General features: G+C 68.3%; 29 protein-coding genes. 17 read left to right on the top strand and 12 right to left on the bottom strand.

What is annotated here, in order from left to right:
- The first annotated feature begins 204 nt into the window (after window positions 1–204).
- From CNE_RS26000 to CNE_RS26035, 8 genes are all read left to right on the top strand, one after another.
- Entirely contained in the window at window positions 205–771 is a 567-nt protein-coding gene (locus CNE_RS26000; protein ID WP_013953273.1) for an HdeD family acid-resistance protein, read from the top strand.
- Window positions 772–1,048: 277 nt separating this feature from the next.
- The gene (locus CNE_RS26005) at window positions 1,049–2,788 is read left to right on the top strand and encodes a glycosyltransferase family 39 protein (RefSeq protein WP_013953274.1); all 1,740 of its coding nucleotides are present in this window, start codon (window positions 1,049–1,051) and stop codon (window positions 2,786–2,788) included.
- Window positions 2,789–2,815: 27 nt separating this feature from the next.
- Window positions 2,816–3,187 carry an EamA family transporter gene (locus CNE_RS26010; RefSeq protein WP_013953275.1) on the top strand — a complete coding sequence of 124 codons (372 nt, stop codon included), beginning with the start codon at window positions 2,816–2,818 and terminating at the stop codon, window positions 3,185–3,187.
- Window positions 3,188–3,238: 51 nt separating this feature from the next.
- Window positions 3,239–4,411, top strand: coding sequence for a DegT/DnrJ/EryC1/StrS family aminotransferase (locus tag CNE_RS26015; RefSeq protein WP_013953276.1), 1,173 nt, complete (start codon window positions 3,239–3,241; stop codon window positions 4,409–4,411).
- The gene (locus CNE_RS26020) at window positions 4,390–5,382 is read left to right on the top strand and encodes a glycosyltransferase (RefSeq protein ID WP_013953277.1); all 993 of its coding nucleotides are present in this window, start codon (window positions 4,390–4,392) and stop codon (window positions 5,380–5,382) included. The genes CNE_RS26015 and CNE_RS26020 overlap by 22 nt, the downstream gene beginning before the upstream one ends.
- Complete coding sequence (locus CNE_RS26025; protein WP_013953278.1) at window positions 5,382–6,317, top strand: formyltransferase; 936 nt, start codon at window positions 5,382–5,384, stop codon at window positions 6,315–6,317. The genes CNE_RS26020 and CNE_RS26025 overlap by 1 nt, the downstream gene beginning before the upstream one ends.
- Entirely contained in the window at window positions 6,314–7,366 is a 1,053-nt protein-coding gene (locus tag CNE_RS26030) for a bifunctional UDP-4-keto-pentose/UDP-xylose synthase (protein WP_013953279.1), read from the top strand. Before CNE_RS26025 ends, CNE_RS26030 begins: the two co-directional genes overlap by 4 nt.
- A 13-nt stretch (window positions 7,367–7,379) precedes the next feature.
- Entirely contained in the window at window positions 7,380–8,279 is a 900-nt protein-coding gene (locus tag CNE_RS26035; protein WP_013953280.1) for a polysaccharide deacetylase family protein, read from the top strand.
- A 187-nt stretch (window positions 8,280–8,466) separates the two neighbouring features.
- On the opposite strand, the gene CNE_RS26040 is transcribed toward CNE_RS26035, so the two are convergent.
- Entirely contained in the window at window positions 8,467–10,572 is a 2,106-nt protein-coding gene (locus CNE_RS26040; protein ID WP_228772333.1) for a heavy metal translocating P-type ATPase, read from the bottom strand.
- A gap of 144 nt (window positions 10,573–10,716) precedes the next feature.
- Here CNE_RS26040 and CNE_RS42760 point away from each other — a divergent pair, with 144 nt between their 5' ends.
- The gene (locus CNE_RS42760; RefSeq protein ID WP_269148720.1) at window positions 10,717–10,839 is read left to right on the top strand and encodes a hypothetical protein; all 123 of its coding nucleotides are present in this window, start codon (window positions 10,717–10,719) and stop codon (window positions 10,837–10,839) included.
- A 117-nt stretch (window positions 10,840–10,956) separates the two neighbouring features.
- Here the strand turns inward: CNE_RS42760 and CNE_RS26045 are convergent, their stop codons facing one another.
- The 3 genes from CNE_RS26045 to CNE_RS26055 form a co-directional block, all read right to left on the bottom strand.
- Window positions 10,957–11,367: a VOC family protein gene (locus CNE_RS26045; protein WP_013953282.1), complete on the bottom strand. Its 411-nt coding sequence runs from the start codon at window positions 11,365–11,367 to the stop codon at window positions 10,957–10,959.
- A 102-nt stretch (window positions 11,368–11,469) separates the two neighbouring features.
- Complete coding sequence (locus CNE_RS26050; RefSeq protein WP_013953283.1) at window positions 11,470–12,927, bottom strand: heavy metal sensor histidine kinase; 1,458 nt, start codon at window positions 12,925–12,927, stop codon at window positions 11,470–11,472.
- The gene (locus CNE_RS26055) at window positions 12,924–13,613 is read right to left on the bottom strand and encodes a heavy metal response regulator transcription factor (RefSeq protein ID WP_013953285.1); all 690 of its coding nucleotides are present in this window, start codon (window positions 13,611–13,613) and stop codon (window positions 12,924–12,926) included. Before CNE_RS26055 ends, CNE_RS26050 begins: the two co-directional genes overlap by 4 nt.
- A gap of 202 nt (window positions 13,614–13,815) precedes the next feature.
- Here CNE_RS26055 and CNE_RS26060 point away from each other — a divergent pair, with 202 nt between their 5' ends.
- A complete protein-coding gene (locus tag CNE_RS26060; RefSeq protein WP_041228666.1) occupies window positions 13,816–14,259 on the top strand; it encodes a hypothetical protein in 444 nt (147 codons plus the stop codon).
- A 99-nt stretch (window positions 14,260–14,358) separates the two neighbouring features.
- On the opposite strand, the gene CNE_RS26065 is transcribed toward CNE_RS26060, so the two are convergent.
- Window positions 14,359–14,679, bottom strand: coding sequence for an H-NS family nucleoid-associated regulatory protein (locus tag CNE_RS26065; protein ID WP_041228667.1), 321 nt, complete (start codon window positions 14,677–14,679; stop codon window positions 14,359–14,361).
- 272 nt (window positions 14,680–14,951) lie between these two features.
- Here CNE_RS26065 and CNE_RS26070 point away from each other — a divergent pair, with 272 nt between their 5' ends.
- Complete coding sequence (locus tag CNE_RS26070; protein WP_013953287.1) at window positions 14,952–15,227, top strand: hypothetical protein; 276 nt, start codon at window positions 14,952–14,954, stop codon at window positions 15,225–15,227.
- Between the two features lie 22 nt (window positions 15,228–15,249).
- Here CNE_RS26070 and CNE_RS26075 read toward each other — a convergent pair whose 3' ends face one another.
- On the bottom strand, window positions 15,250–16,131 hold the full coding sequence (locus CNE_RS26075) for a BKACE family enzyme (protein WP_013953288.1): 882 nt from the start codon (window positions 16,129–16,131) through the stop codon (window positions 15,250–15,252).
- A complete protein-coding gene (locus CNE_RS26080) occupies window positions 16,128–17,096 on the bottom strand; it encodes a 3-hydroxyacyl-CoA dehydrogenase family protein (RefSeq protein ID WP_013953289.1) in 969 nt (322 codons plus the stop codon). The genes CNE_RS26075 and CNE_RS26080 overlap by 4 nt, the downstream gene beginning before the upstream one ends.
- Window positions 17,097–17,232: 136 nt before the next feature.
- Here CNE_RS26080 and CNE_RS26085 point away from each other — a divergent pair, with 136 nt between their 5' ends.
- Window positions 17,233–18,168 (top strand): LysR family transcriptional regulator, encoded by a 936-nt coding sequence (locus CNE_RS26085; RefSeq protein WP_013953290.1) that lies wholly within the window; start codon window positions 17,233–17,235, stop codon window positions 18,166–18,168.
- Between the two features lie 127 nt (window positions 18,169–18,295).
- On the opposite strand, the gene CNE_RS41760 is transcribed toward CNE_RS26085, so the two are convergent.
- The 3 genes from CNE_RS41760 to CNE_RS26100 all read right to left on the bottom strand — a co-directional run bounded on the left by CNE_RS41760 (window position 18,296) and on the right by CNE_RS26100 (window position 20,229).
- Window positions 18,296–18,466: a hypothetical protein gene (locus CNE_RS41760; RefSeq protein WP_013953291.1), complete on the bottom strand. Its 171-nt coding sequence runs from the start codon at window positions 18,464–18,466 to the stop codon at window positions 18,296–18,298.
- 153 nt (window positions 18,467–18,619) lie between these two features.
- Window positions 18,620–19,975, bottom strand: coding sequence for a type II toxin-antitoxin system HipA family toxin (locus CNE_RS26095; RefSeq protein WP_013953292.1), 1,356 nt, complete (start codon window positions 19,973–19,975; stop codon window positions 18,620–18,622).
- A gap of 2 nt (window positions 19,976–19,977) precedes the next feature.
- Window positions 19,978–20,229: a helix-turn-helix domain-containing protein gene (locus CNE_RS26100; RefSeq protein ID WP_013953293.1), complete on the bottom strand. Its 252-nt coding sequence runs from the start codon at window positions 20,227–20,229 to the stop codon at window positions 19,978–19,980.
- Between the two features lie 301 nt (window positions 20,230–20,530).
- Between CNE_RS26100 and CNE_RS26105 the strand changes: the two genes are divergently transcribed.
- Both CNE_RS26105 and CNE_RS26110 read left to right on the top strand, forming a co-directional pair.
- Window positions 20,531–21,409: an NAD(P)-dependent oxidoreductase gene (locus CNE_RS26105; RefSeq protein ID WP_013953294.1), complete on the top strand. Its 879-nt coding sequence runs from the start codon at window positions 20,531–20,533 to the stop codon at window positions 21,407–21,409.
- 144 nt (window positions 21,410–21,553) lie between these two features.
- Complete coding sequence (locus tag CNE_RS26110) at window positions 21,554–21,730, top strand: glycine zipper 2TM domain-containing protein (RefSeq protein ID WP_013953295.1); 177 nt, start codon at window positions 21,554–21,556, stop codon at window positions 21,728–21,730.
- Between the two features lie 77 nt (window positions 21,731–21,807).
- Here CNE_RS26110 and CNE_RS26115 read toward each other — a convergent pair whose 3' ends face one another.
- Window positions 21,808–22,662, bottom strand: coding sequence for a glycosyltransferase family 2 protein (locus CNE_RS26115; protein WP_013953296.1), 855 nt, complete (start codon window positions 22,660–22,662; stop codon window positions 21,808–21,810).
- A 57-nt stretch (window positions 22,663–22,719) separates the two neighbouring features.
- Window positions 22,720–22,980: a phosphopantetheine-binding protein gene (locus CNE_RS26120; protein WP_041228668.1), complete on the bottom strand. Its 261-nt coding sequence runs from the start codon at window positions 22,978–22,980 to the stop codon at window positions 22,720–22,722.
- A gap of 318 nt (window positions 22,981–23,298) precedes the next feature.
- On the opposite strand from CNE_RS26120, the gene CNE_RS26125 reads away from it, so the two are divergent.
- Genes CNE_RS26125 through CNE_RS26135 form a run of 3 tightly spaced genes read left to right on the top strand, consistent with a single transcriptional unit; the run spans window position 23,299 to window position 26,718 of the window.
- The gene (locus CNE_RS26125) at window positions 23,299–23,982 is read left to right on the top strand and encodes a COG4648 family protein (RefSeq protein WP_063712356.1); all 684 of its coding nucleotides are present in this window, start codon (window positions 23,299–23,301) and stop codon (window positions 23,980–23,982) included.
- 49 nt (window positions 23,983–24,031) lie between these two features.
- On the top strand, window positions 24,032–25,750 hold the full coding sequence (locus tag CNE_RS26130) for an AMP-binding protein (protein WP_013953299.1): 1,719 nt from the start codon (window positions 24,032–24,034) through the stop codon (window positions 25,748–25,750).
- Complete coding sequence (locus tag CNE_RS26135) at window positions 25,744–26,718, top strand: LpxL/LpxP family acyltransferase (RefSeq protein WP_013953300.1); 975 nt, start codon at window positions 25,744–25,746, stop codon at window positions 26,716–26,718. The genes CNE_RS26130 and CNE_RS26135 overlap by 7 nt, the downstream gene beginning before the upstream one ends.
- Window positions 26,719–26,738 lie beyond the last annotated feature (20 nt).

Here is a 26,738-nt window from a genome sequence, read left to right on the forward strand (position 1 = left end):
TGTCCAGGCGCCCCCCGACCCAGCGCCCGGCTTGCCAGGCGGTCGCCTGGACACCGAAATTATCGCGTTTTGTTGCGTGTGTAACTCGGATTTTTCGCGCAGCATGGCCTGCAAGGCCAGACGCCATATCGTCAGGCCGTCAGTAATTTCCGTGCCGCCGGGTTTTCTCGATGCCGGCCCATTCCGGGCCCAGTGGGAGATTCCATGCTTCAGTACTACGCGAAACTCTGGTGGGTAGTTGCCCTGCGCGGGCTGTTTGCCGTGATCTTCGGCTTTTTTGCCTTTTTTGCGCCGATCGCGACGCTGGCGGCGCTGGTCATTGTCTTCGGCGCCTATGCCGCGGCGGATGGCCTGATGGCGCTGCTGATGGCGGTCTCCGGCAAGGACCGCGAAACCAGCGACCGCTGGATCCTGGCACTGCAGGGCCTGCTTGGGCTGGGCGTGGGCGCGCTGACCTGGTTCAGCCCGGCCATCCCCGCGCTGTCGCTGCTGCTCTATATCGCCGCCTGGACGCTCGCCACCGGCGTGCTGCAGATCGTGGCGGCGATCAAGCTGCGCAAGGAGATCCCGAACGAGTGGTGGCTGATCCTGGCCGGGCTGGTCAGCATCGCCTTCGCCTTCCTGGTCCTGTGGCGGCCAGTGGCCGGGGCGCTGGCGGTACTGTGGCTGATCGGTTCCTGGGCCATCGTGTGCGGCATCCTGCTGATCGGCGTGGGCCTGCGCCTGCGTCGCGCCCGCCCGACGGCGCCTGGCGTGCAGCGTCCGGCCTGAACAGCACTTTCCTTTCCCTGGCAGCGGCAATCCCGCCGCCCCCTGCAGGCCCGTCCCCGGCACCGCGGGGGCAACCTGCCCGCCGTGCTACCATTGCCGGCCTCGCGTGGCCGAGGCGGCAGTGGCGCGCCGGGCACATGCCAGCCTGCCGGCCGCGGGCGGCTTGCCTGCCCGGTGTCCACCAACAGGCAAGGCCATGCGTTGTGATGGCTTCCCCTCACCGCGCGCCCACGCAGGACCATCGATCATCGATCCGTCGCGCTTTTCCAGGAGATCTATGCGTAGTTCATCGACCTCGCGGGCTGCCGCGCTGTCCGTTGGAGCCGCCACCGCCGGTGCGGTAGCACTGGCCAGCCTGTTTATCCTGCTGGTCTGGTTCGGCACCCTCGACATGCGCCACCTGCTGCGCTCCGATGAAGGCCGCTACGCCGAGATTGCCCGCGAGATGTTCGCCACCGGCGACTGGGTGACGATCCGCTACCAGGAACTCAAGTATTTCGAGAAGCCGCCCTTCCACCTATGGGTGACCACGCTGGCCTACACGCTGTTTGGCGTGGGCGACTGGCAGGCGCGGCTGTGCGTGGCGCTGTCCGGCATGCTGGGGCTGGGCGTGTCGATGCTGGCCGCGGCACGCTGGTACGGCCGGCGCGTGGCGGTGCTGACGGGGCTGGTGCTGGTTTCCGCGCCGATGTGGAATATCGCCGGCCACTTCAATTCGCTGGACATGACGCTGGCCGGCGCCATGGCGTGCGTGCTGGCCTTCATGCTGCTGGCGCAGCACCCGGATGCCACCCGCGCCGAACGCCGCAACTGGATGCTCGCCTGCTGGGCGGCAATGGGCGTGGCGGTGCTGGTCAAGGGGCTGGTCGGGCTGGCGCTGCCGGGGCTGGTGCTGGTGGTCTACACGCTGGTGACGCGCGACTTCGGCCTGTGGCGCCGCCTGCATCTGCCGGGCGGCATCGTCGCGATGCTGGTGGTGACGGTGCCGTGGTTCTGGCTGGTGTCGGAGCGCAATCCGGAATTCCTGCGCTTCTTCTTTATCCACGAGCATTGGCAACGCTATACCTCGAACGTGCACCAGCGCGAAGGCGCGATCTGGTACTTCGTGCCGCTGCTGCTGGCCGGTTTCCTGCCCTGGCTGGGCCTGTTTCCGCAAATGTGGAAGGCCGTGCGCGAGCGCGCCGGGGTCGAACGCGGCACCTCGCCGCGGCCATTCCAGCCCGCCTTGCTGGCAGCGCTGTGGGCCGTGGCGATCTTTGTCTTCTTCAGCCTGTCTGGCTCCAAGCTGCCCGGCTATATCGTGCCGATTTTCCCGGCACTGGCGTTGCTGGCCGGCGTGGCACTGGACACGGTGACGGAACGCACCTGGCGCTGGCAGGTCAATACCATGATCGCGCTGGGCGTGGTCGGGCTGCTGGCGTGCCCGTTCGTCGGCATGATGGACAAGCCCGGCATGCCCAATGTGGTCTATCGCGAATTCGCCATGTGGATCGGCATCGCCTTCGCGGTGCTGCTGGCCGGCGCACTGCTGGCGCGCCGGCTGCTGCGCACGCGCGGGGTGTTTCCCAGCGTGGTGGCCTATGCGCTGGCGATGTTCCTCTGCTCCACGGTGGCGCTGCGCGGTCACGAGGCCATGGGCCGGCCCAGTTCCGGCGTGGACCTGGTGCCCGCCATCAATGCCGTGCTGACGCCGGACATGCCGCTGTACAGCGTGGGCATGCTGGACCACACGCTGCCGTTCTACCTGCGCCGCACCACCATCATGGTGGAGCATCCGGACGAGCTGGAATTCGGCGTCGGCCAGGAACCGCAGAAGTGGATCCCGACCATCGATGGCTTTATCGCCCGCTGGCAGGACGGCAAGCGCGCGGTAGCGATCATGTCGCCCGCGACCTACGATGCACTGGCTGCGCGCGGCGTGCCGCTGCAACGGATCGCCGGTGACCGCCGTCGGGTGGCGGTCGCCAATTTCGCACTGCCGGGCAACGGCCCGCAGACGCAACCCCCAGGACAGTAACCTGCAACCCCTGCACTACGCAGCGCCATGACGCTTTCCACCTTCGCTTTCATCCTGACCGGCGTGCTGCTCAATGCGGCAGCGCAACTGTTGCTCAAGGCCGGCGTCAACGCCGTCGGCGCCATCACGATGGACCGCGGCACGCTGCTGGTGACAGCGCTGCGCGTGCTGACCCAATGGCCGGTGCTGGCCGGGCTGACGCTGTACGTGGTCAGCGTGGGCGTATGGATCGTGGGGCTGTCGCGCGTGGACGTGTCGATCGCCTACCCGATGCTGTCGCTCGGCTATGTGGTCAACGCGCTGGCCGCCTGGTGGCTGTTTGGCGAGATGATCGGCCCCTTGCGCGTGGCCGGCATCCTGCTGATACTGGCGGGCGTCTTCCTGATCGCGCGCTCATGACGCGCCTGCGCGCCGCCAGGTCCGACACCGACCGTTCTCCTTCGCCCTGCCATGACCGCATCTGCCCCTGAATTCCTGCCTTTTGTCCGGCCTGACATCGACGCCGCCGCCATTGCCGAAGTCGGCAAGGTGCTGGCCTCGGGCTGGATCACCTCCGGCCCGAAGATGCAGGCCTTCGAGGCCGCGCTGTCGGACCTGTTCGGCGGACGCCCGGTGCGCACCTTCGCCAACGGCTCGGCAACGATGGAAATCGCGCTGCGCATTGCCGATATCGGGCCGGGCGATGAGGTCATCACCACGCCAATCACCTGGGTCGCCACTGCCAACGTGGTGCTGGCAGTGGGCGCGCGGCCGGTGTTCGTCGACATTGACCCGCGCACGCGCAATCTCGACCTGGATGCCGTCGAGGCCGCGATCACGCCGCGCACGCGCGCCATCATGCCGGTGTACCTGTCGGGCCTGCCGGTGGACATGGACCGCCTGTACGCCATTGCCCGCAAGCACGGGCTGCGCGTGATCGAGGATGCCGCGCAGGCAATCGACTCGCGCTGGCGCGGCCAGCGCATCGGCGCCTTTGGCGACCTGGTCAGCTTCAGCTTCCAGGCCAACAAGAACATCACCACCATCGAAGGCGGCTGCCTGGTGATGAACACGCCCGAAGAAGCCGTGCGCGCCGAGCGCCTGCGGCTGCAGGGCGTGATCCGCACCGGCATGGATGGCATGGATGTCGAAGAGCCCGGCGGCAAGTTCAACTTGACCGACGTCAACGCCGCGGTCGGCCTGGCGCAGCTGGGCAAGCTTGACGCCATCACCGCGCGCCGAGCCGAACTGGCCGCGACGTATTTCCGCTGTGCCGCCGACAGCGGCCTGGAAGCGCTGGGCATCGAGCTGCCGCAAGCGCTGGATGCGCACGCCGCCACCACCAACTGGCACATGTTCCAGGTGGTGCTGCCGACTGAGCGCCTGCAAGGCGGCCCGGCCCAGGCGCGCCAGCAGGTCATGGAGGCCATGCGCGAGCGCGGCATCGGCACCGGCGTCCACTACCCGCCCATTCATCTTTTCACCTACTACCGCTCGCTCGGCTGGCGCGAAGGCATGCTGCCGCATGCCGAACGCATCGGGCGCGGCATCGTCACGCTGCCGCTGTTCCCCGCGATGCAAGCCACCGATGTCGAGCGGGTCTGCGCAATCCTCAGCGAAACATGCAAACGTCTCTCCAAATGAGCCCGGTCGAAGTCTCGGTCGTCATCCCGGTCTACAACGAAGAAGACGGGCTGCAAGCCCTGTTCGACCGCCTCTATCCGGCGCTGGATGGCCTCGGCGAGTCGTACGAGATCATCTTCATCAACGACGGCAGCGTCGACCGCTCGGCGCAGATGCTGGCGGCGCAGTTCCACAAGCGCCCGGATGTGACCCGGGTGGTGCTGTTCGCCGGCAACTTCGGCCAGCATATGGCGATCCTGGCGGGCTTCGAGCACACCCGCGGCAAGATCGTGATCACGCTGGACGCCGACCTGCAGAACCCGCCGGAAGAAATCCCGCGCCTGGTCGAAGCCATGCGCGCCGGCCACGACTACGTCGGCACCATCCGCCGCCAGCGCAACGACACCGCGTTCCGCCGCTATGCCTCGCGCGCGATGAACCGGCTGCGCGAGCGCATCACCAAGATCCGCATGACGGACCAGGGCTGCATGCTGCGCGCCTATGACCGCAATGTGATCGACACGATCAATGCCTGCCGCGAGGTCAACACCTTCATCCCCGCGCTTGCATACACCTTTGCTTCCAATCCGGTCGAGATCGAAGTCGGTCACGAACAGCGCCATGCAGGCGAATCCAAGTATTCGCTGTACCAGCTGATCCGCCTGAATTTCGACCTCGTAACCGGCTTCTCGATCGTGCCTCTGCAGTGGTTCTCGGCCATCGGCACGATCCTGTCGCTGTGTTCAGGCGTACTGGTGGTGGTGCTGCTGGTCCGGCGCTTCCTGTTCGGTTCGGAAGTCCAGGGTGTGTTCACCCTGTTCGCCATGAACTTCTTCCTGATCGGCATCCTGCTGTTCGGCGTGGGCCTGCTGGGCGAGTACGTCGGCCGCATCTACCAGGAAGTGCGCGACCGCCCGCGCTACCGCATCAAGGCAGTGCTGGAAGCGGACCCGCAGCGTGTCACGCCGGCAGCCGCAGGCGCGGAGCAATGATGCGCGCCGTCGTCTTTGGCTACCACAATGTCGGCGACCGCTGCCTGCGCGTGCTGCATGCGCGCGGCGTGGAGGTGGCGCTGGTGATTACGCACCGCGACCGCCCCGACGAGAATATCTGGTTCCGCCGCGTGGCCGACACCGCCGCCGAGCTGGGCATCCCCTTCGTCTATGGCGAGGACCCTGCCGATCCCGCCATCGCCCAGGCTGTGCGCGACGCGCGCCCGGACGTCATCTTCTCGTTCTACTACCGCGCCATGATCCCGGCGGGCGTGCTGGCGCTGGCCCCCGGCGGCGCCTTCAACATGCACGGCTCGTTGCTGCCCAAGTACCGCGGCCGCGTGCCGGTGAACTGGGCGGTGCTGCGCGGCGAGACCGAGACCGGCGCCACGCTGCACGCCATGGAAGCCAAGCCTGACGCGGGCTATATCGTCGACCAGACCGCGGTGCCGATCCTGCCGGACGACACTGCCGGCGAAGTCTTCGAGAAAGTCACCGTTGCCGCCGAGCAGACGCTGTGGCGTGCCCTGCCCGCGATGATCGCCGGACAGACGCCGCAACACCCCAACCGGCTGGCCGAGGGCAGCTACTTCTCCGGGCGCAAGCCGGAAGACGGCCGCATCGACTGGAGCCGCCCGGCCGCCGAGGTCTACAATCTCGTGCGCGCCGTCGCACCGCCCTATCCCGGCGCGTTCACCGACCTCGCCGGGCTCCGCTTCATTGTGGCGCAGGCGCGCCGGCCGCTGACGAAGCTCGCGCTGCCCGCCGGTACGGCGCCCGGCCTGCATGTGCACGACGGCCAGATCATCGGCCTGTGCGGCGACGGCGGCCTGGTGATGGTCACCCGATTGCTGGCACAAGATGGCTCGGCACTCACGCCGCAGGCCTTCGCCAAACTTATCCATACCGAACAATCCAACAAGGAAAACCGATGAAAAAGGTCCTGATTCTTGGCGTCAACGGCTTCATCGGCCACCACCTGACGCGCCGCATCCTGGAAACCACGCCGTGGGAGGTCTACGGCATGGACATGTCGTCGGACCGCCTCGGCGACCTCGTCGACCATCCGCGCATGCACTTCTTCGAGGGTGACATCACCATCAACAAGGAGTGGATCGAGTACAACATCCGCAAGTGCGACGTGGTACTGCCGCTGGTGGCCATCGCCACCCCGGCCACCTACGTGCGCCAGCCGCTGCGCGTGTTCGAGCTGGACTTCGAGGCCAACCTGCCGATCGTGCGCGCCGCGGTCAAGTACGGCAAGCACCTGGTGTTCCCGTCGACCTCCGAGGTCTACGGCATGTGCAGCGACGAAGAGTTCGACCCCGAGGCCTCGCCGCTAGTCTACGGCCCGATCAACAAGCCGCGCTGGATCTACGCCTGCTCCAAGCAGCTGATGGACCGCGTGATCCACGCCTACGGCATGGAGCAAGGCCTGAACTACACCCTGTTCCGTCCGTTCAACTGGATCGGCGCCGGGCTGGATTCGATCTTCGAATCGAAGGAAGGCTCGTCGCGCGTGGTGACGCAGTTCCTCGGCCATATCGTGCGCGGCGAGCCGATCAAGCTGGTCGACGGCGGCGCCCAGCAGCGCGCCTTTGCCGATATCGCCGACGGCATCGACGCGCTGATGCGCATCATCGAGAACCCCAACGGCGTGGCCAGCGGCAAGATCTACAACATCGGCAACCCGGGCAATATCCACTCGGTGCGCGAGCTGGCCGAGATGATGCTGAAGATGGCCGCCGACTATCCGGAATACGCCGACGAAGCGCGCAAGACGCAGATCATCGAGACCTCCTCGGGCGACTTCTATGGCAAGGGCTACCAGGACGTGCAGCACCGCGTGCCGAAGATCGACAACACCATCGAAGAACTGGGCTGGAAGCCTGGGATCAGCATGGAAGCGGCGCTGCGCCGCATCTTCGAGGCGTATCGCGGCAAGGTGGTCGAGGCCCGCACGCTGGTCGATTCGGCCAACTGAGCGCGCAACGCAGATGGCACGCATTGCCCTGAAGGTCGACGTCGACACGCTGCGCGGCACGCGCGAAGGCGTGCCGAAGCTGCTGTCGATGCTGGCGGCTGCGCAGGCGCAGGCCACCTTCCTGTTCAGCCTCGGTCCCGACCATACCGGCTGGGCGCTGCGGCGCGTATTCCGGCCCGGCTTCCTGACGAAGGTGTCGCGCACCTCGGTGGTGTCCAACTATGGCCTGCGCACGCTGATGTACGGCGTGCTGCTGCCGGGGCCGGACATCGGCCGCAAGGGCGCCGCCGAGATGCGCGCGGCGCGCGCGGCCGGCCATGAGTGCGGCATCCACACCTGGGACCACGTCTACTGGCAGGACAACGTGCGCGAGCGCGATGCTGTCTGGACGCGCCGGCAGATGCAGCAGGCGTTCGCGCGCTACCGCGAGATCTTCGGCGAAGCACCGGCCACGCACGGCGCGGCAGGCTGGCAGATGAATGAGGATGCGTTCCGTCAGATCGATGACTGGGGCATGGCCTATGCGTCCGACGGACGCGGCACCGCGCCCTATATCCCGACCATCGACGGCGTGCCCTGCCGGCACGTGCAGATGCCGACCACGCTGCCGACGCTGGATGAACTGATCGGCACCGACGACCTGACCGAAGATAACGTCCACACCGCGCTGCTGAAGCTGACCGAAGGCACGCGCGACCATGTCTTCACGCTGCATACCGAGCTGGAAGGCGGCAAGCTGGCGCCGGTGTTCGAGCGGCTGCTGGCGGGATGGCGTGCGCAGGGGCACGAGCTGGTGTCGATGGCGACGTGGTATCGCGGGCTGGACCGGCAGAGGCTGCCGGAGTTGCCGGTAACTTGGGGAGAGATTCCGGGGCGCAGTGGCGAGTTGATTGTGCAGCCGCAGGTGAGCTGACACATCGTCCCGACTACCGATTGTCCGCTCCCTCTCCCGCTTGCGGGAGAGGGTTGGGGTGAGGGCCGGGCGTATCCACGAAGTTAAAACCTGTGGTATTGCCTGCGCCTGCCCTCGCCCCCTGCCCCTCTCCCGCAAGCGGGAGAGGGGAGCAAACCGCCAGCGGGAGGACGTCTGCCGGCAACAGCTAGCCGCGCCGCTCCGCCCCCACCCGCAGCCCGTTGAACACCACCAGCAGGCTCGCGCCCATATCGGCGAACACCGCCATCCACATCGTCCCCATCCCCAGCACCGTCAGCACCAGGAACACGGCCTTGATGCCGAGCGCCAGCGTGATGTTCTGCGTGAGGATGCTTGCGGTGCGGCGCGACAGGCGCACAAAGGCCGGGATCTTGCGCAGGTCATCGTCCATCAGCGCCACGTCGGCCGTCTCGATAGCGGTGTCGGTGCCGGCTGCGCCCATGGCGAAGCCGATATCGGCACGCGCCAGCGCCGGTGCGTCGTTGATGCCGTCGCCCACCATGCCGATGCGGCCGCCGCGCGCGTGGGCGGCGCCGGCAAGCGCCGCGATGCCGTCGGCCTTGTCCTGCGGCAACTGGTTGCCGCGCGCTTCATCGATGCCGACCTGCGCGGCAATGGCTTGCGCCGTGTGCGGATTGTCGCCCGACAGCATCAGTGTCCTGACGCCCAGTTCATGCAGCTCGGCAATCGCCTGCCGGCTGGTGTCGCGCACGGTATCCGCCACCGCGAACAGCGCCAGCGCCGTGGCGGCGCCGTTGCCGTCGACGCGCGCCAGCAGCACCACGGTCTTGCCCTCGCGCTCCAGCGCTTCGAGCCGCGCCTCCAGCGCCGGCGAGCAGGCGCCCATCTCATGCACCAGGCGGTGGTTGCCCAAGCAGTACGCCACGCCCTGCACCTTGCCGCGCGTGCCGCGCCCCGCCAGCGCCTCGAAGTCGTCCACCGGCAGCGTGCCGATCCCGTCGGCCGTGGCCGCCGTGGCCACCGCGCGCGAAACCGGATGGTCCGAGCGCGCCGCCAGGCTGGCAGCAATGGCGCGGGCATGCGGCGCGTCCTCGGCCAGCAGCGCGTGGTCGGTCTGCGCGGGCTTGCCGTGCGTGATCGTGCCGGTCTTGTCCAGCGCCACCCAGGCCAGGTGCCGGCCCTGCTCCAGGTACACCCCGCCTTTGACCAGGATGCCGCGGCGCGCGGCCGCGGCCAGCCCGCTGACGATGGTCACCGGCGTGGAGATCACCAGCGCGCAGGGGCAGGCGATCACCAGCAGCACCAGCGCCTTGTAGATCCAGTCGACCCAGGCACCGCCCATGGCCAGCGGCGGCACCACCGCGACCGCCAGCGCAATCGCGAACACCGTGGGCGTGTAGATGCGCGCGAACTGGTCGACAAAGCGCTGCGTGGGCGCACGGCTGCCCTGCGCGGCCTCCACCGCGTGGATGATGCGGGCCAGCGTGGAATCGCTGGCGGGCGCCGTCACGGTGTACTCCAGCTCGCCGGACTGGTTGATCGAGCCGGCGAACAGCACATCGCCCTCGGCCTTGTCGACCGGCACGCTTTCGCCGGTGATGGGCGCCTGGTCCAGCGCCGACTGGCCGCGCACGACCTTGCCGTCAAGCGCGACGCGCTCGCCCGGCCGCAGCCGCACCAGCGCCCCCACGGCAACGCCGGCGGCGGGCACGGTGTCCCAGCTGCCATCGGCGCGACGCACCGTGGCCTGTTCCGGCGCCATCGCCATCAAGCCGCGGATCGCGTTGCGCGCCCGGTCCAGCGAGGCCGCCTCGATGCGCTCGGCCAGCGCGAACAGCACCATCACCATGGCCGCTTCCGGCCACTGGCGCAGCAGCAGTGCGCCGGTGACGGCAATGCTCATCAGGGCATTGATGTTCAGGTTGCCATTGCGCAACGCGATCCAGCCCTTGCGGTAGGTGGTCAGCCCGCCCAGCGCCACTGCCGCCAGTGCCAGCGCGGCGGGCAGCCACGGCAAGCCCAGACCCAGCCACTCCGCCGCTTCGGCACCCAAAGCGGCCACGCCGGCCAGCGCCAGCGGCCACCAGGGCTTGCTTGTCGTGGATTGCGGCAAGACTTGCTGCGCGGCCTCGGTGCTCAGCGGCACCGGCTGCATGCCCAGGCTCTCGATCGCCCTAGCCACCGGCTCCGGCGACGGCAAGGTGTGATGCACCGTCAGCACCCGCTGGATCAGGTTGAACTCCAGCGCCGCCACGCCCGCCATGCCGCCCAGCTTGCTGCGGATCAGCGTTTCCTCGGTCGGGCAGTCCATCGCGTCAATGCGCCATGCAGCGGTCTGCGCGCCGGCGGGAATGTCGACCGATGCCGCGGGCGTCAGCGCAACCGTGGCCGAGCAGCCGCCGCCACAGCAGGCGGAAGCCGCCGGTGCTTGCCGGGCCTCCGCATGGCCATGCCCATGATGATCATGGTCGTGGTGGTGATGGTGATGGTGATGGTCGTGATCATGCCCGCCATGCCGGTGGGTGGCGCCATCGTGCGCGTGGGCAGCGTGATCTTGAGGAAGTGCGTCCTCAGGTGACGTGCGAGCCATATCTTGTTGTTCCCGCTGGTTTAACCTGATGACATTGAAGACCCTGTAGCGACTACAGAGTCAAGCGGCATGGCAGCGACCGCGGCGCCATGCCGCAGCGGCGGGTCAGTGCTCGCAGTTGACCATCCAGGACATGCCGAAGCGGTCCACCAGCATGCCGAAGCCTTCGGCCCAGAAGGTCTTCTGGTACGGCACCACCACCTGGCCGCCTTCGCTCAGGCCGTCGAAGATGCGCTGGCCCTCGTCCTTGCTGACCGCGCCCACCGACAGACTGAAGCCACTGAACGCCGGGCGCTCGCCGCGCCGGCCGTCGGACGCCATCACCTGGTTTTCGCCGAACTGGATATTGGCGTGCATCACCTTGTCCTTCCAGTCATCGGGAACCTCCATGCCGGGGCTCGGCGGGGCGTCCTTGTAGCGCATCGCGAACGTGACCTGCGCGCCCAGCACCTTGCCGTAGAAGGCCACGGCCTCATCGAAACGGCCGCCAAAATCCAGATAGGGTTGCACCTGCATGTCGCTCTCCTTGTGAATGGTCGATCGGGCTGCATGGCATTGGCTGTTCGCCCGCGCGCCATTATGCGCGCGTGCCGGCTAGGTGCAAGCGCCCGGCCGGACTCAGGAAACCGCGGCGGGGACCGGGGCAGGCGGCACGGCAGTGGCCAATGCCTCGGCAGGAAATTGCAGCGAGAACATCGTTTCGCCTTCCAGGCTGCGCACCGTCACGCTGCCGCCATGCAGCCGCATGATGGTGTCGACGATGGCCAGCCCCAGCCCGGTCGACGCCGCCGAGTTGCGGCGCGACGGATCGGCCCGGTAGAAGCGCCCGAAGATATGCGGCAGCGTCTCGGGCGGGATCGCCGGCCCGGCATTGGTCACGCGGATGCAGGTCGTGCCGCCGCCCGGCGCCGGGGCGCGCTCCACGTCGAGCTGCACGGTGCTGCCGGCCGGCGCATGGCGCAGCGCATTGTCGAGCAGGTTGGTGACCGCGCGGCGCAGCAGCGTCTGGTCGGCCTGCACCATTGCCGTACCGTTCACCGCCAGCGCGACCTCGCGGTCGGCGGCCACGGCCTCGAAGTACTCGGCCATCTTGTCCAGTTCCTCGCGCGCGTCCAGCGTGCGGATGCCCAGCGCCACCTGCGCATGGTCGGCGCGCGCCAGGAACAGCATGTTCTCGATCATGCGCGCCAGGCGCTCGTACTCTTCCAGGTTGGATTCGAGCAGCGCCTCATACTCGGACACGCCGCGACTCTGCGCCAGCGTGACCTGGGTCTGGCCGATTAGGTTGCTGATCGGCGTGCGGAAATCATGCGCCAGGTCCGCCGAGAATTCGGACAGCCGCGAGAAGCTGTCCTGCAGCCGCGCCAGCATGTCATTGAGGGCCGCCGCCAGCTCGCGCAACTCGGCCGGTGCGCTGCCCACGTCAAGCCGCGTGGCAAGGCGGCTGGTGGTGACCGCGGCGGCATCGGCAGCCATGCGCCGCAGCGGCCGCAGCCCGCGCCGCGCCAGCACGAAGCCCAGCCCCGCCGCCACGGCAGCGCCGCACAGCGTGGCCCACAGCACCTGGTGGCGGTATTCGCGGATCAGCGCCACTCGATAGCCGGCATCGCGCAGCACCACGATCTCCACGGCCTTGTCGGAATCCCCCAGCTGGCCCAACGCCGCAATGCCGCGCGAGGGCACGCCATTCTTGGGGTACCAGGTCTGCAACATGCTCTTCTCTGGCTGCGTGGTGGCGGGCAGCACGCGCAGCGCCGGCACGGATTCATTGCGCGGGTTGAGCGTGACCAGCGGCTCGCCCTGGCGTGAGCGCACCACCAGGATCAGCCCCTCATGGCCCATCGCGATATCGGCAAAGCGGTGGGTATCGGCGCGGATCTCGGCCTCGCTGCGCACCTCGCGCAGCAGGTGGCGCACCAGCAGCACTTCGCCGACCAGCTCGCTCTCGTCACGCCCCTCCAGCTGCGCCGACAGCGCCCCGGACAGGTAGGCCGCCACGCTGGCAAGAATCACTGCCGTGGCCAGCCCGTACGCCAGCGCCAGCCGCGTGGTGAGCGAAGACGTCAGCCGCATCATGCGTCCTGGCCCCGGTCCTCGCTGTCGTCCAGCACGTAGCCCATGCCGCGCCGCGTGTGGATCAGCTTGTGCGGGAAGGGATCGTCGACCTTGGCGCGCAGGCGCCGGATCGAGACGTCGACCACATTGGTATTGCTGTCGAAATTGACGTCCCACACCTGCGAGGCGATCAGCGAACGCGACAGCACCTCACCGCGCCGGCGCGCCAGCAGGTACAGCAGCGCAAACTCCTTGGAGGTCAGGTCGATCTTCTGGCCGGCGCGCACCACACGGCGGCGGATGGCGTCGATCTGCAGGTCGGCCACTTCGATGAACTCACTCTCGCGCAGCGGGCCGCGCCGCAGGATGGTGCGGATGCGCAGCACCAGTTCGGCAAAGGCAAAGGGCTTGACCATATAGTCGTCGGCGCCGAGCTCCAGCCCCTTGAGGCGGTCCGACAGTTCGTCGCGCGCGGTCAGGAAAAGTACCGGGGTATCGCGCTCGCGGCGCAGTTCGCGCAGCACCTGCCAGCCATCCAGGCCGGGCAGCATCACGTCCAGCACGATCAGGTCATAGGGATGCTCGCGCGCATGGGCCAGGCCGTCCGCGCCGTCGCGCGCCAGGTCCACCACGAAGCCGGATTCGGTCAGGCCCTTGTGCAGGTAGTCACCCGCCTTGGGTTCGTCCTCGACAATCAGGATACGCATGGTTCGATCACTTTCCGGGCGGCACCAGCGCCGCCATGGCGTAACGCTAGCCGAGGATGACCGCCAATGGGCAAAGATTTCAGAAATGTCATCGCCATGCCAGGGAAATGCAGGCGGAAACCCCGGTAAAATGCGCGATCACTACCGGCGTCATGCCGGTTTGCGCCACCGTTGCCCCCATCCTGCCCGCCGTCCCCTGCCGATGAAACGCCTGCCGAATTACCTGCTGCTGTCCCTCGCCATGCTTGCGCTGCCCGTCTCCGGTGCCGCGGCGGCAGTGGCCACGGTGTGCAGCGCGGGACAGGCTGCCGGGCTGTCGCTGCCGGAACGGCACGCGGCCGCAAAAATGGAGGCGGAAGCGGCACTGGACGGCACCGGCCCGGGCACTTGCCGCGGCAGCGCGGTCCAGGTGATGGCCGAGCCTTCCGGCAGCGGCCATCCGCTGCAGCTGCACGATGCCGATGCGCCGCAGGCGACCGACCAGGGCGCCACGCCGCTGGAGACGCGGCCATCGGCCGCGTCCGGCGTGCTGCGCGAACTGCCTGCGGAGGTGCTGGGGCATTGGGCGCACGCGGCGCCAATGGCCACGCCGGGTGCATTCACCGACATCCTGCCGCTGGAACGCCTGCTGCCCGCACGCTGCTGAGCGCGTCATAGCGGGCACAGCGCCCGCATCGCTTCTTTTCTGTTTTGCGGAATTCCGTCGGCACCGGCAATGCGCGGCGAATTGTCGCGCCTGCGCTTTTTATCCGACTCGGAAGAATTCGATCGACTGCCCGGCGTTCACGGCCCGTTGCAGCCAGTCTGGATACTCGCCCTGCCCGTCCCAGCTCTGGCCGAGCGCATTGCGGTACAGCGGGCGTGCAGCGGCAGCCTGGGGGGCGGCCTGCGGGACAAGCGGGGCCACGGCTGGCGCGGCCTCAGGCGCCGGCTCATGCCCGGCGTCGATGGCAACATGATCAAAGCACCCGGCGGCGACAAGATCGTCGAACGTCAGGGCATGACGGTCCATTTGCTCGCGGATCCACGCCACCGCAGCGAGTTTGGCTGAATCAGACTCGGACATGACTCTCGTGAGAGGCCCGCTGCATTTCCGCGGGCAATGAAAAACCGGCGATAGAACCGCAGGCCGGTCGGATAGCCGTGATTCTACAGCCTTTGCCGGCGCTGCTGCGTTTCCCTCACGGGCACGCGGCCAATTGCCTTGCGCTTGCCGCGCACGTGCGCTGCCGAGTGACACCAATGTCATGTGCCGGTCATGCTCGTGTGGGCACGCGCTGCCTAGACTTGCTTCACCGCCGCCCACCCCGGGCCGGCAACCTTACGGAGAAGCGACTCATGCAAGCACTCAGGCAAGTCTTTGTGGCCACCGCCCTTATCGCTGCCGTGGTCGGCACTGCGCAGGCTGCACCGCGCAACGTCGATCCGTTCAGCGACGGGGCGCACAGCGCCACCGGCCCCCGCAGCCCGTTCACCGACGGCGCCCGCAGCCTCATGGAAACCCGCAGCGCGTTCACGGACGGCGCGAACGCCGCAACCGGTCCGCGCAGCACCTTCACCGACGGCGCGCATAACCCCAACGGCCCGCGCGACAGCTTCAGCGACGGCGCCTGACGGCACCCGGCGAGGCAGCGCTTCAGCGCACCTCGCCGTAGATGCGGCGCGCATCGGCGGCGTCGGCAATCGGCCGGCCCAGCGTCAGGCCGCCCTGCACCGCCTGCGCCACCAGCGCATGGTTGCCGGGTGCGCGGCTGCCGTCGCGCAGCAGCAGGTTGTTCTCGAATCCCACCCGCACATGGCCGCCAAATGCCGCGGCCGCGGTCACGCAGGCATTCTCTTCGCGGCCGAAGGCGCAGATCGCCCAAGGCAACGCGTCGCCGGACTCGTCCGCGGCCTGCAGGAATGGCAGCAGGTCGTGCGGCGACGACACCTGTCCGGCGGCATAGCGCCCCAGCACGTACAGCACCGACCATGCGCCCGGCGGCACCATGCCGCGCTCACGCATCGACTGCCAGCGCCGCACATCGGCCACGTCATACAGGATCACCTGCGTCATCACGCGCTCACGCGCCAGCCAGGCGAAGAACGTTGCCAGTTCGCTGTCCGGGATCTCCGGCACGGCCACTTCGCGCAGGCCCACCGAGACGGCTTCGGGCCGCAGCTCACGCACCATCGCCATCTGCTCCGCGGCCTTGTATACGCCCGCGGCCTCGCTCGTCACCTGCACCAGCAACGCTTCGCCGACGGCCTGCTTCACCGCGGCCAGCGCGTCGCGGTAGGCCTGCACGTCGAGGGAGTGGCGCCCTTCGGCATCGCGCACATGCATGTGCATCATGGCCGCGCCGGCATCCAGGCAGGCGCGCGCTTCAGCGGCCAGTGCCGCGGCGGTCAGCGGCACCGCCGGATGGTCGCTGGCGCGCTTGTAGGCGCCGTTGGGCGCCACGGTGACGATCAGCGGCGCATCGGCCAGCGGCACGCGGGCCGCGGCGACAGGGGCTTGGGAAGGGGTCTGGGTCATGGCTCGATCTCGGGCAGTTCAGGCGCGATCAGCGCCAGGCCGGCGCGCAGCAGGCTGTCATAGCGTGCGCGCTCGGCGGCAATGGTTTCAGGGGTCCAGTGGTAGAAGCCTTCGCCGCGCTTCATGCCGTGGCGGCCGTCGGCGGCGCGCTCGGACAGGCAGCGCGCCGGATGGTCGTCGTTGCAGAAGGTCGGGTACATGGTGGCGCCGGCGGCCGCGTGCACGTCGATGCCCGCGTGGTCGCGCTGCAGCACCGGCCCGGCCGCCAGGAAGCGAAAGCCGAAGCCGAAGCGCACCGCCGCATCGACATCCTCGGGCGAGGCAATGCCGCGGTCGATCAGGCTGAAGGCCTCGCGCGACAGCGCATGCTGCAGCCGGTTGGCAAGAAAGCCCGGCAGGTCCTTGCGCACCTTGACCGGCACCATCGCGCAGCGGCGCATGAAGGCGATCAGCGCATCGGCACAGGCCTCGTCGCTGTCATCGCCCATCACCACTTCCACCAGCGGCACCAGGTGCGCCGGCATGAAGAAGTGCAGGCCGAGCATGCGCGCACGCGAGTCAAGCCCCACGCCGATGGCGCTGATCGGGAAGCTGGAGCTGTTGCTGGCCAGCACCGTATCGGGCCGCGCGCGCCGCACCAGCTCGGCAAAGAGCGCCTGCTTCAGGTCCAGCCGTTCCGGGATGCATTCGATCACCAGGTCCACGGTGGACCAGTCCACATCATCCAGCGCCGCGGCCACCGCCAGGCGCTCCGCGCCTTGTTCACGGCCGATCGCGGCCAGGTTGCCTCGCACGCGCCCGGGCAGGGCACCGGCGCGGCCGGCATCAGGCTCGACCACGGTGGTGCGGCACAGCGCGCGGGTCAGCACCACGGCAACATCGGCGCCCATGGTGCCGCCGCCCACCACCACCGCGTGCGCGGCGCCAGGGCGGCTCAGGATGACCGGAGCGGTCGGGTTCGACATAGGTTCTCCCAGGAATCCAGGCAGTGTAGAGAACTTGCTTTGATTGAAGAAGTCGAATTTCTGGATAAAATGATCCAGAAATCAGATCAATAGCGTGACCCGGCCGGCACCAGACACCGCCGACCCGCTACCGCCCATGAAAATCAACCTGTCGATGCGCGACATCGAAACCATGCTGTTGCTTGGCCGCACGCTCAATTTCCGCCAGGCTGCCAGCCAGCTGCACCTGTCGCAATCCGCCCTGTCCACGCAGATCCTGCGCATCGAGGAATCCCTCGGCGTGCGCCTGTTCGACCGCACCACCCGCACCGTGCGCCTGACCGCGGCCGGCCACGTCTTCATGCAGCAGGCCGCGCTGCTGCAGGCGGCGTTCCGCGGCGCCATCGACGCCGTGACCGGCATTGCCAGCGCCGAGCGCGGCCAGGTGGCGGTGGCGGCGCTGCCCTCGCTGGCGGCGCGCATGCTGCCGCGCGTGCTGATGGCCTACCACCAGGCGCGCCCGGAGGTGGCACTGAAGGTGTTCGATACCCTCTCCGGCCCGGCCTTCGACCTGGTGCGCGCCGGTGACGTGGATTTCGCGCTGACCGCCGCCGACCCGCAACAGGCAGACCTGCAGTATGAGCCGCTGTTGTCGGACCGCTTCGTGCTGCTGATCCCGTCGGCGCACCCGCTGGCGCGCAGCCCGGGGCCGCTGCGCTGGGCCGATACCGCCAGCGCGCCGCACGTGTCGATGACGCACCCGAGCAGCGTGCGCCAGTACGCGGAATGGGCCTTCCTGCAGAACCGCATCCGCTTCCAGCCGGTGTTCGAGGCCGAGCGCCTGGCCACTATCGCGGCCATGGTCGAATGCGGCTTCGGCGTGGCCGCGCTGCCCGAGATCGCGGCCGGCACCGTGCGCCAGCCCGGCATTGTCGAGCGCCTGCTGACCGCGCCGGTGACCGAGCGCTCGATCGGGCTGGTGACCTCGCGCAACCGCAGCCTGTCGCCGGCGGCTGCCGAACTGGCGGCGGCGGTGCGCGCGCAGCTGACGAGTCCGCCCGTGCAAGACACGGCGGACACGGAGGCCCGGTGAACTAGTGGCGATGCTGGCTGGCCATGGCGCGCAGGCAACGCTGGCCTGGTTCCAAGCCAACCTCGTGCGCCCGCCGCTGCGCGGCGTCACGGAAAGTGGGCCCGGCACGGCACCGGGCACGCAGCCCTCAAGAAGGGTCCTTGGTACGGGTACGCGAAACCGCCGCCATGATGCCGATGCCAAGCACGATCAGGCAGGCAATACCGATATAGACGGGCGCGAGGCCAGCCGTTTCCATGCCCCAGGCAATGCCGCCAACCAGGACCAGCAGGCCGATAATGTATAGCGCGAATGACATGAGTCGGCTCCTTGCGGTGGTGCAACCTGGCTTCAATGTAGGCAGCACGCGATGCGCAAGGGATAGGACAAGGGCGGAAGCTGGCGTAGGCGGGTTCTTACCTTGTGGTGATGTGCGCGGCGGACAGCTCCGGCGGCAAAGGCTCCCCGGGGCTCACCCCTCCACCTGCGCCGGCATCTCTCCCAGCCGCTGCACCGATGTTCGCAAACCCTCCAGGATCGTGTCCGCCACCTTCTGCGGAAAACCCGCGGGCAGTGCTGCGCCGACCTCGGCGAGCACCGCCGGGGTCCGCGCGATGATGCGCCCGATCAGCGCCTCGGCATCGGCACCCAGAAAACAGCGCGGTGCCATCGCATTGAAATGGCGGCGCTGGATATCGCGCAGACCGTAGTGCCGGCTGCGGCCGGCGACCGCCATGGCCAGCTTGGCCTTGTGCCAGGAGAACTGGTTGGCGCCCTGGCCCACCACCGGCCAGATCGACATCACGTCGTACAGCGGCGTCATGCGGTAGCGCCCACCGGCCAGCAGGCGGATGCTGAAGTTCTTGGCGTGCCCGTCCGGTGCGGCCAGCAGCCAAAACAGCAGCTGCGCGGCCAGTAGCGTCTGCAGATCATCGGCCTGGGCCACTGAGTTGCGCAGCACCGTGGCGATCTCGATCATGCCGGGTCCGCCATCGGCCTCGTATTTCTGCAGCGGGCTGAGGCCGAACACCTGGCAGAAATCTTCCTGCAGTAGCCGCAGCAGCCAATTGCCTGACGGATGAGGCTGGCGATCGAAACGCGTGACGCTCAGCACCTTGCGGCGGCCGAACGTCAGCATCTCGCAATCGGCCACCGGCAAGCCATAGGCGGCAAGGATCTTCAGGCACAGCCATTCGTTTTCCACCGACGTGCTCAGGTCGGCCCTGCGGTTGCCCACCAGGCCCAGTGGCAGCTTGAAAATATGTGTGGTCGGGGTGGCGCCATGCGGCCGCAGCCATTGGCCGTCATGGCGCAGCAGCGCAGTCTTCTCCTGCGCGCCGGCGATGGAGATGCGGAAGTCGTCGTCGTGCTCATGCCGCCCAAGCGCGGGCGTGGCGACGATATCCTCCAGCCAGCGCTCGATCTGCTCGTCCGATAGCGGTTCGCCTTCGATCCGGTCGATGCCCGCAGGCGCTTCATCTTCGCCCAGGATCTGCACCGCGCCCACGCAATCGCGGCCGATGGCGGCGAGCAACTCGAAGGCTTCTACCGAGCCGGTCTGGAAGCGCAGCGCCAACCGGCGCCGGATGGCCTCGCTGTCCGGCAACAGGTTGTCGAAGTAGTTGCGCACGGCATCGCCACGCACCACACGCCGGTTGCCCAGGCCATACCCGAGCGACAGAGACAGGGGCCGCCCGGCTTCAGAGCGGATCCAATCCTCGTCGTATTCCAGTTCCATCCCGGTACCGGATGGCTGGCGCCAGGTGCCCACGCGCTGCCCGTTGGCCCAGACCGACAGCGCCGGCGTACGTGACCTGCGTGCCGCCATGATTACCACGCCACCTCGGACACCTCGGCGGCTCCCGTGGCCCGGTCCTGGACCACCAACTCCAGGCCGAGCGCGCCAACCAGCGCCAGCAGCTGGTCGACGCTGATGCTGTCAGGGTTCAGTTCCATGTGCGACATCCGGCTCTGGCTGATATTCAGCCGCGCGGCAGCCTCGGTCTGGTTCAGGCCGGCCGCCTTGCGCGCTGCCTGCAGGATCTGGCCAAGCTGCCATGGAGTAGAGACAATTTGCTTCATCGCGTTGGATGGAATACCAATATGATAGGTACTTCTATTTTAGCGACAGCATGGGTATTTTTAAAATACCCATGCCATGGGTATTTTGATTTTAACGATGCCATGACTATATGTGCCCGAAGCAGCATCCTGTAGCGCAACATCGTGCCAGGCTCTGTATCTGTCCCCAGCCCCGGCGCCCTCGTATACTCTGGAGCCGGAGGCGGCCTAGCCGCCCCGCCGGTGCAGGATCCCGGCGTGGCATCACGCAAACGGGGCCGCGCCTCACCGATCCCAAACATACAAGCAACGGAGCAGCAGCATGCGTGTCGCATTTCTCGGACTGGGCGTCATGGGTTTCCACATGGCCGGCCACCTCGCCACCAAGGGGCACGAGGTCACCGTGTACAACCGCACCGCCGCCAAGGCGCAGGCATGGGTCGAAAAGTTCGGCGGCAAATCAGCGCCCACGCCGGCACAGGCCGTGCGCGATGCGCAGGTAGTCTGCTCCTGCGTGGGCAATGACGACGACCTGCGCGCGGTGCTGGCCGGGCATGACGGCGCCTTCTTCAGCGCGCCCAGCGGCTGCATCTTCGTGGACCACACCACCGCCAGCGCCAACGTGGCGCGCGAACTCTACGCCGCCGCGCGCGAGCACGGCCTGCACTTTGTCGACGGCCCGGTCTCCGGCGGCGAAGTCGGCGCGGAGAAAGGCATCCTGACCATCATGTGCGGCGGCGATGCCGACGCCTATGCGCGCGCCGAACCGGTCATTGCCGCCTACGCACGCGCCGTCACGCGCATCGGCGAATCCGGCGCCGGGCAACTGGCCAAGATGGTCAACCAGATCAGCATCGCCGGGCTGATCCAGGGCCTGTCCGAGGCCATCGCCTTTGGCGAGCGCGCCGGGCTGGACATGCGCCTGGTGCTGGACGTCATCAGCAAGGGCGCGGCCGGCTCATGGCAGCTCGAGAACCGCGGCCCCACCATGATCGACAACAAATTCGACTTCGGCTTCGCGGTCGACTGGATGCGCAAGGACCTGGGCCTGTGCCTGGACGAGGCGCGCCGCAACGGCGCCGGCCTGCCGGTGACGGCGCTGGTCGACCAGTTCTATGCCGACCTGCAGCAGATGGGTTGCGGCCGCGCAGACACCTCTTCGCTGATCAAGCGCCTGCGCCAGCACGCCGGGGACGCCTGACGCCACCCCTGCGCCACCTGCCGTCGTCCGATTCCTACAGCGCAATCGGCGTGTCTCGGAGAGGCCCCTGCCCGGCACGGGCCTAAGCTGGACACATGGGGCCGGTTGCCTGCAACTGGCCCGGCAACGATGCAGGAGACCATCATGTGGAAACTCGCAAGCGCGCTCCTGGTAAGTGCCAGCATGGCGCTGGCCGGCTGTACGGCGACGGGCGCGGTGGCCGGCGGCGTGGCCGGACACGAGCTGACTCACGGCAGCACCGCCGGGACCATCGGCGGCGCCGTGGTGGGCGGCGTGATTGGTCACGAACTGGGCAAGTAAGCAAACCCTGGCCCCTGAGCCCAACAAGCAGAAAGGCCGCTTCGTGCGGCCTTTCTGCTTGTTTTGCGGGATGCCGTTCAGGCTTTCGGCCGGCACGACGCACCGCCGGTCGCCCGCCGCAGCCGCTGCCACACCAGTACCGGCAGCCGCAGCACGAAGCCGGCCAGCAGCCGCAGATGCATGCCGGTCAGCAACAGGTTGTCGCGCAGATAGCGGAAATGCGATACCCCACCCTCGCGCTGGCCGAAGTAGCGCACCGGCGCATCGGCGTTGATGGGGCGCACGCCGCGCCAGCACAGGCGCACCGCTACTTCCGGATCAAAGTCGAAGCGCCGCATCCAGCGGCTCTCGCGCATGACCGCGCGCAGCGGCGCGACCGGGTAGACGCGAAAACCGTACAGGGAATCCCCGATGCCTGCCCAGAGCGTCTCGACATCCACCCAGAAGTTGGACATGCGCCGCCAGTAGACCCGCTCGCGCGGTGCGCTGGCGTCGAACACGGGCCGGCCCAGCACCATGGCGCCGGGGTTGCGCTGCGATATCGCCATGAACTGCGGAATCAGGTGTGCAGGATGCTGCCCGTCTGAATCCATCACCAGCACATGCGTAAAGCCAGCGGCGGCGGCCGCGTCGATGCCGTGCAGCACTGCGGTGCCCTTGCCCTGGTTGCGCGGCAGCACCAGTACGCGCAGCCCGGGATCGGTGGCCGCCTGCGCCTGCAGCCACTGGTCGCTGCCATCGGTGCTGCCGTCCACGACCACCCAGACCGGCGTCCAGGCGGCGCGCGCCGCGCGCAGCACTTCATGCAGGCGCACGCCGGGGTTATAGCTGGGGATCAGCACCAGGTGCGTGGCGGACGGCTCGGTGCCACCCATGGGGCAGACGCTGCCGCCGGTCACCAGTGCGGGCCCGGGCATGGCTTGCTGCGGCATGTCGTGCTCCGGTCCTGGCTTTGGGAAAGGGCGAAAGGGTGGGTGCGGCGAGCCGGGCTAGCGCGTGCGGTGTTCCGCCAGGTAGGTGGCCAGGCTGCCCAGCGAGGCAAAGATGGTCTTGTTGTCGGGGTTGTCCGAACGCAGTTCGACCCCGTACTTGCGCGACACCAGCAGTGCGATCTCAAGGATATCGATGGAATCCAGCCCGAAGCCTTCGCCATAGAGCGGCGTGGTGGCATGGATGTCCTCCAGCCGCAACTCGGCAATGTCGAGTTCGTCGATGATCAGGCGGGCAAGTTCGGTTTCGAGTTCGGTCATGTCGCTAGGTGGCTGGAATGCCGCTGCGGCATGGGTCCGGGCAAGGTTGTCCAGTCCGCACGGCAGGGCAACCGATGCTATCAAAAGGGGCAAATCCCAGCCAGTTGAGAGAAGTTTAGTAACAACAAAGGCGGCCCTTTTGGGAATCATCATCACGTCGGGCCGGTCTTTTGGGGTATAAAGCGTTCGCTTCGCGCACCATGCAGCGTCATTTCCGGCAACGCTTTGCGCCAAGCGACTTACGCTACACACAATATACCCTCGCAGATGCCATCGAGCCAGCAATTCGACCGCCCCTCCACGCCCGCCGCGCCGGCCATGCCTTTGCGGCAGGATGCCGTGCCGCCAGGCCAGCGCCATGGCTGGATTGCCGCGGTAGCCGCCTTTGTCGCCTACGAATCCGCCCTGCACCGTGCAGCACACCAGCCGGGTGCCGAAATCGCCGCCTTGTGGCTCGGGGCGGCGCCGTTCCTGCTAATCGGCTTCCTTGCCTGCCGCCGCGCCGGGTGGCGCCTCCCTGCGCTGGCTGGCTTGCTGGCAGCCTGCGCCGCCTTGTGGATCTGGCGCTTGCCGCTGGCCACGCATTTCGGCTGGACCTATTTCCTGCAGCACGCCGGCATCAACGCCGCGCTGGGCGTGATGTTCGCGCTGAGCCTGCGCCCCGACCACACGCCACTGTGCACGCAGATCGCGACGGCAATCCATGGCCAACTGCCCCCCGCGCACCTGCGCTACACGCTGCGCGTGACCCAAGCCTGGACGCTGTTCTTTGCCGCGATGGTGGGTATATCGACGCTGCTGTTCGTGCTGGCGCCGGTGGCAACCTGGTCCAGCTTCGCCAATCTGGCCACGCCGCTGCTGATCGCGCTGATGTTCGTGGGCGAGGCCGTGTGCCGCCGCATCGCTTTCCCGGGCATGGCCCACGGCGGCCTGCTGGACGCGGTGCATGGCTATCGCGCAGTCATGGCTGCCCGTGCGGGCCGGCCCGGTTTGCCGCGCTGACGCGCCGCACCCCGGCCCCTACACTGGCAACAGGCACAGGCTCCGCCCCATGACCACGCTCCCCATCGTCGCGCATGCCTCGCCCGAAGACATCATCGCTTGGGCGCACGGGCGGCCTGTCAGCGTGCGCCAGTTCCTGGCCGATGCGTCCAGCCTGGCCACCGCGCTGCCGGCAGGCGGGCACGTATTCAACGCCTGCACCGACCGCTACCGCTTCGCCGTCGGCCTGTGCGCCGCGCTGCTGGCGGGCAAGGCCACCCTGCTGCCGCCGTCCCATACGCCGGAGATGGTGCGCCAGCTGGCCGACTTTGCCCCGGACGCCTTCTGCCTGCATGACCAGCCTGACGCGGCGTGCGCCATGCCGGCGTTCCACTATCACGACGGCCTGCGCGGCGCCGCCACGGAGGGGCCGACCGAGATCCCGCAGATTGCCGCGACCCAGGTCATGGCGTACGTGTTCACGTCAGGCTCGACCGGCACGCCGGTGCCGCACCGCAAGACCTGGGGCGCGATGGCCCGGTGCGCGCATGCCGCGGCACAGCGGCTAGGCCTGCTGGATGGGCGTGCCTGGACCGTGGTGGCCACGGTGCCGCCACAGCATATGTTCGGGCTGGAAGCCACGGTCATGCTGGTGCTGCAGGGCCGCGCGGCACTGGTGGCGGCCCCGGCCTTCTATCCGGCCGACGTGCGCGATGCCCTCGCCTCGGTGCCGGCGCCGCGTGCGCTGGTCAGCTCGCCCGTGCACCTGCGCACGCTGGTTCAGTCGGGCATGGCGATGCCGCCGGCAGACCTGGTGCTGTGCGCGACCGCCCCGCTTGGCCGCCAGCTGGCGGGCGAGACCGAGACCCTGTTCGGCGCTCCGCTGTGCGAGATCTACGGCAGCACCGAGACCGGCCAGGTCGCCACGCGCCGCACCGCGCAGACCGATGCCTGGACACTGGTGCCTGGCGTGCGGCTGGAGGCACGCCAGGGCGACGGCGGCGACACCGAGACCTGGGCCGAAGGCGGCCATATCGAACAGCCGGTGTCGCTGGGCGACGCCATCGCACCGCTGGATGCCGGCCACTTCCTGCTCCATGGCCGCAAGGCCGACATGCTGAATATCGCCGGCAAGCGCACCTCGCTGGCTTACCTGAACCACCAGCTCACGGCCATTGACGGCGTGCGCGACGGCGCGTTCTTCATGCCCGATGATGCGCACGAAGGCGACACGCATGGCCACGTGGTGCGGCTGGTGGCGGTGGCGGTGGCGCCAGGCGTCGCCCCGGCGCAGCTCCAGCAGGCGCTGCGCGCGCGCATCGACCCGGCCTTCCTGCCACGCCCGCTGCTCTTTGCCGACAGCCTGCCGCGCAATGCCTCCGGCAAGCTGCCGCGCGAAGCCCTGGCGGCGCTGGTCGCAAGGCTTGCCGCGGCACACCACGGCGAGAGCGTGGCAAGGCCCGGCTTTGTCATCGACGCCGATCACCCGGCCATCGCCGGCCACTTTCCCGGCCATCCGATCGTGCCGGGGGTGGTGCTGCTGGACCACGCGGTGCTGGCACTCGGCGCGGCGCTGGGCCGCCGCCTTGCCGTCACCCAGGCCGGCGCCATCAAGTTCCTGAGCCCGGTGACCCCGGGCGAGCGCGTGGAGATCCTTCACCAGGCCGACGCAGCGGCCGATGGCAGCGAGAGTATCCGCTTCACGCTGCGCAGCGCCGGACGCGATGTCGCCAGCGGCACGCTGCAAGTGCGTGGCGCCGCGCCGCAAGCGGGGGCATCGGCATGCTGAGCTGGCTGTGGAAGCGGCAGCCGCCGCTGGAATCCGAATGGTCGCACCGCGAGGAGCGCGGCAGCATCACGCTGCTGCGCGTCATGACGTGGATCTCGCTGGCACTCGGCCGCCCCGTCGGGCGCGTGGTGCTGCGGGGGATTGCGGCGTACTTCATGCTGTTCGCACCGGCGGCACGCCATGCCTCGCGCGCCTACATGGACCGCGCCCTCGGGCGCGAGGCCAACTGGGTCGATGGCTACCGGCATGTGTTCACCTTCGCCTCGACCATCCATGACCGCATCTACCTGCTCAACGGCCGCTTCGACCTGTTCGATATCCGCCTGCACGGAGAGGCGCAACTGGAAGCCGCGATGGCGCGCGGCCGTGGCGCAATCCTGCTGGGTGCGCACCTGGGCAGCTTCGAGGTGGTGCGCGCGCTCGGGCGGCGGCACCCGGAGATGGAAGTCGCGATCACCATGTACGAGGAGAATGCGCACAAGCTCAACGACGTGCTGCAGTCGATCAACCCGGCGATGCGCCAGGACGTGATCGCGCTGGGTCGCTTCGACACCATGCTGCGGGTGCGCGACTACCTGGACCGCGGCTACATGATCGGCATGCTGGCCGACCGCACGCTGTCGCAGCGCGCCACCGACCCGGTGCAGCAGTGCAGCTTCCTCGGCACGCCCACGGGCCTTCCGACCGGCCCGCTGCGCATGGCGGCGATGCTGCGCCGGCCGGTGTTCTTCATCACCGGCCTGTACCGCGGCGGCAACCGCTACGATGTGCACTTCGTGCCGCTGGCGGACTTCACCGACACCGCGCGCGGCCAGCGCGAGGCAGCCGTGCAGACCGCGCTGGCGGAATACGTGCGCCTGCTGGAGCAGTTCTGCCGCAGCGCCCCATACAACTGGTTCAACTTCTACGATTTCTGGCACGCCGGCCCGCCGCTGTCTGAACAGCCGCCGCCGGGCAACGAGCCATGACCCGCGAGCCGTGAGCAGCC

The organism is Cupriavidus necator N-1, assembly GCF_000219215.1.
Lineage (GTDB): Bacteria > Pseudomonadota > Gammaproteobacteria > Burkholderiales > Burkholderiaceae > Cupriavidus > Cupriavidus necator.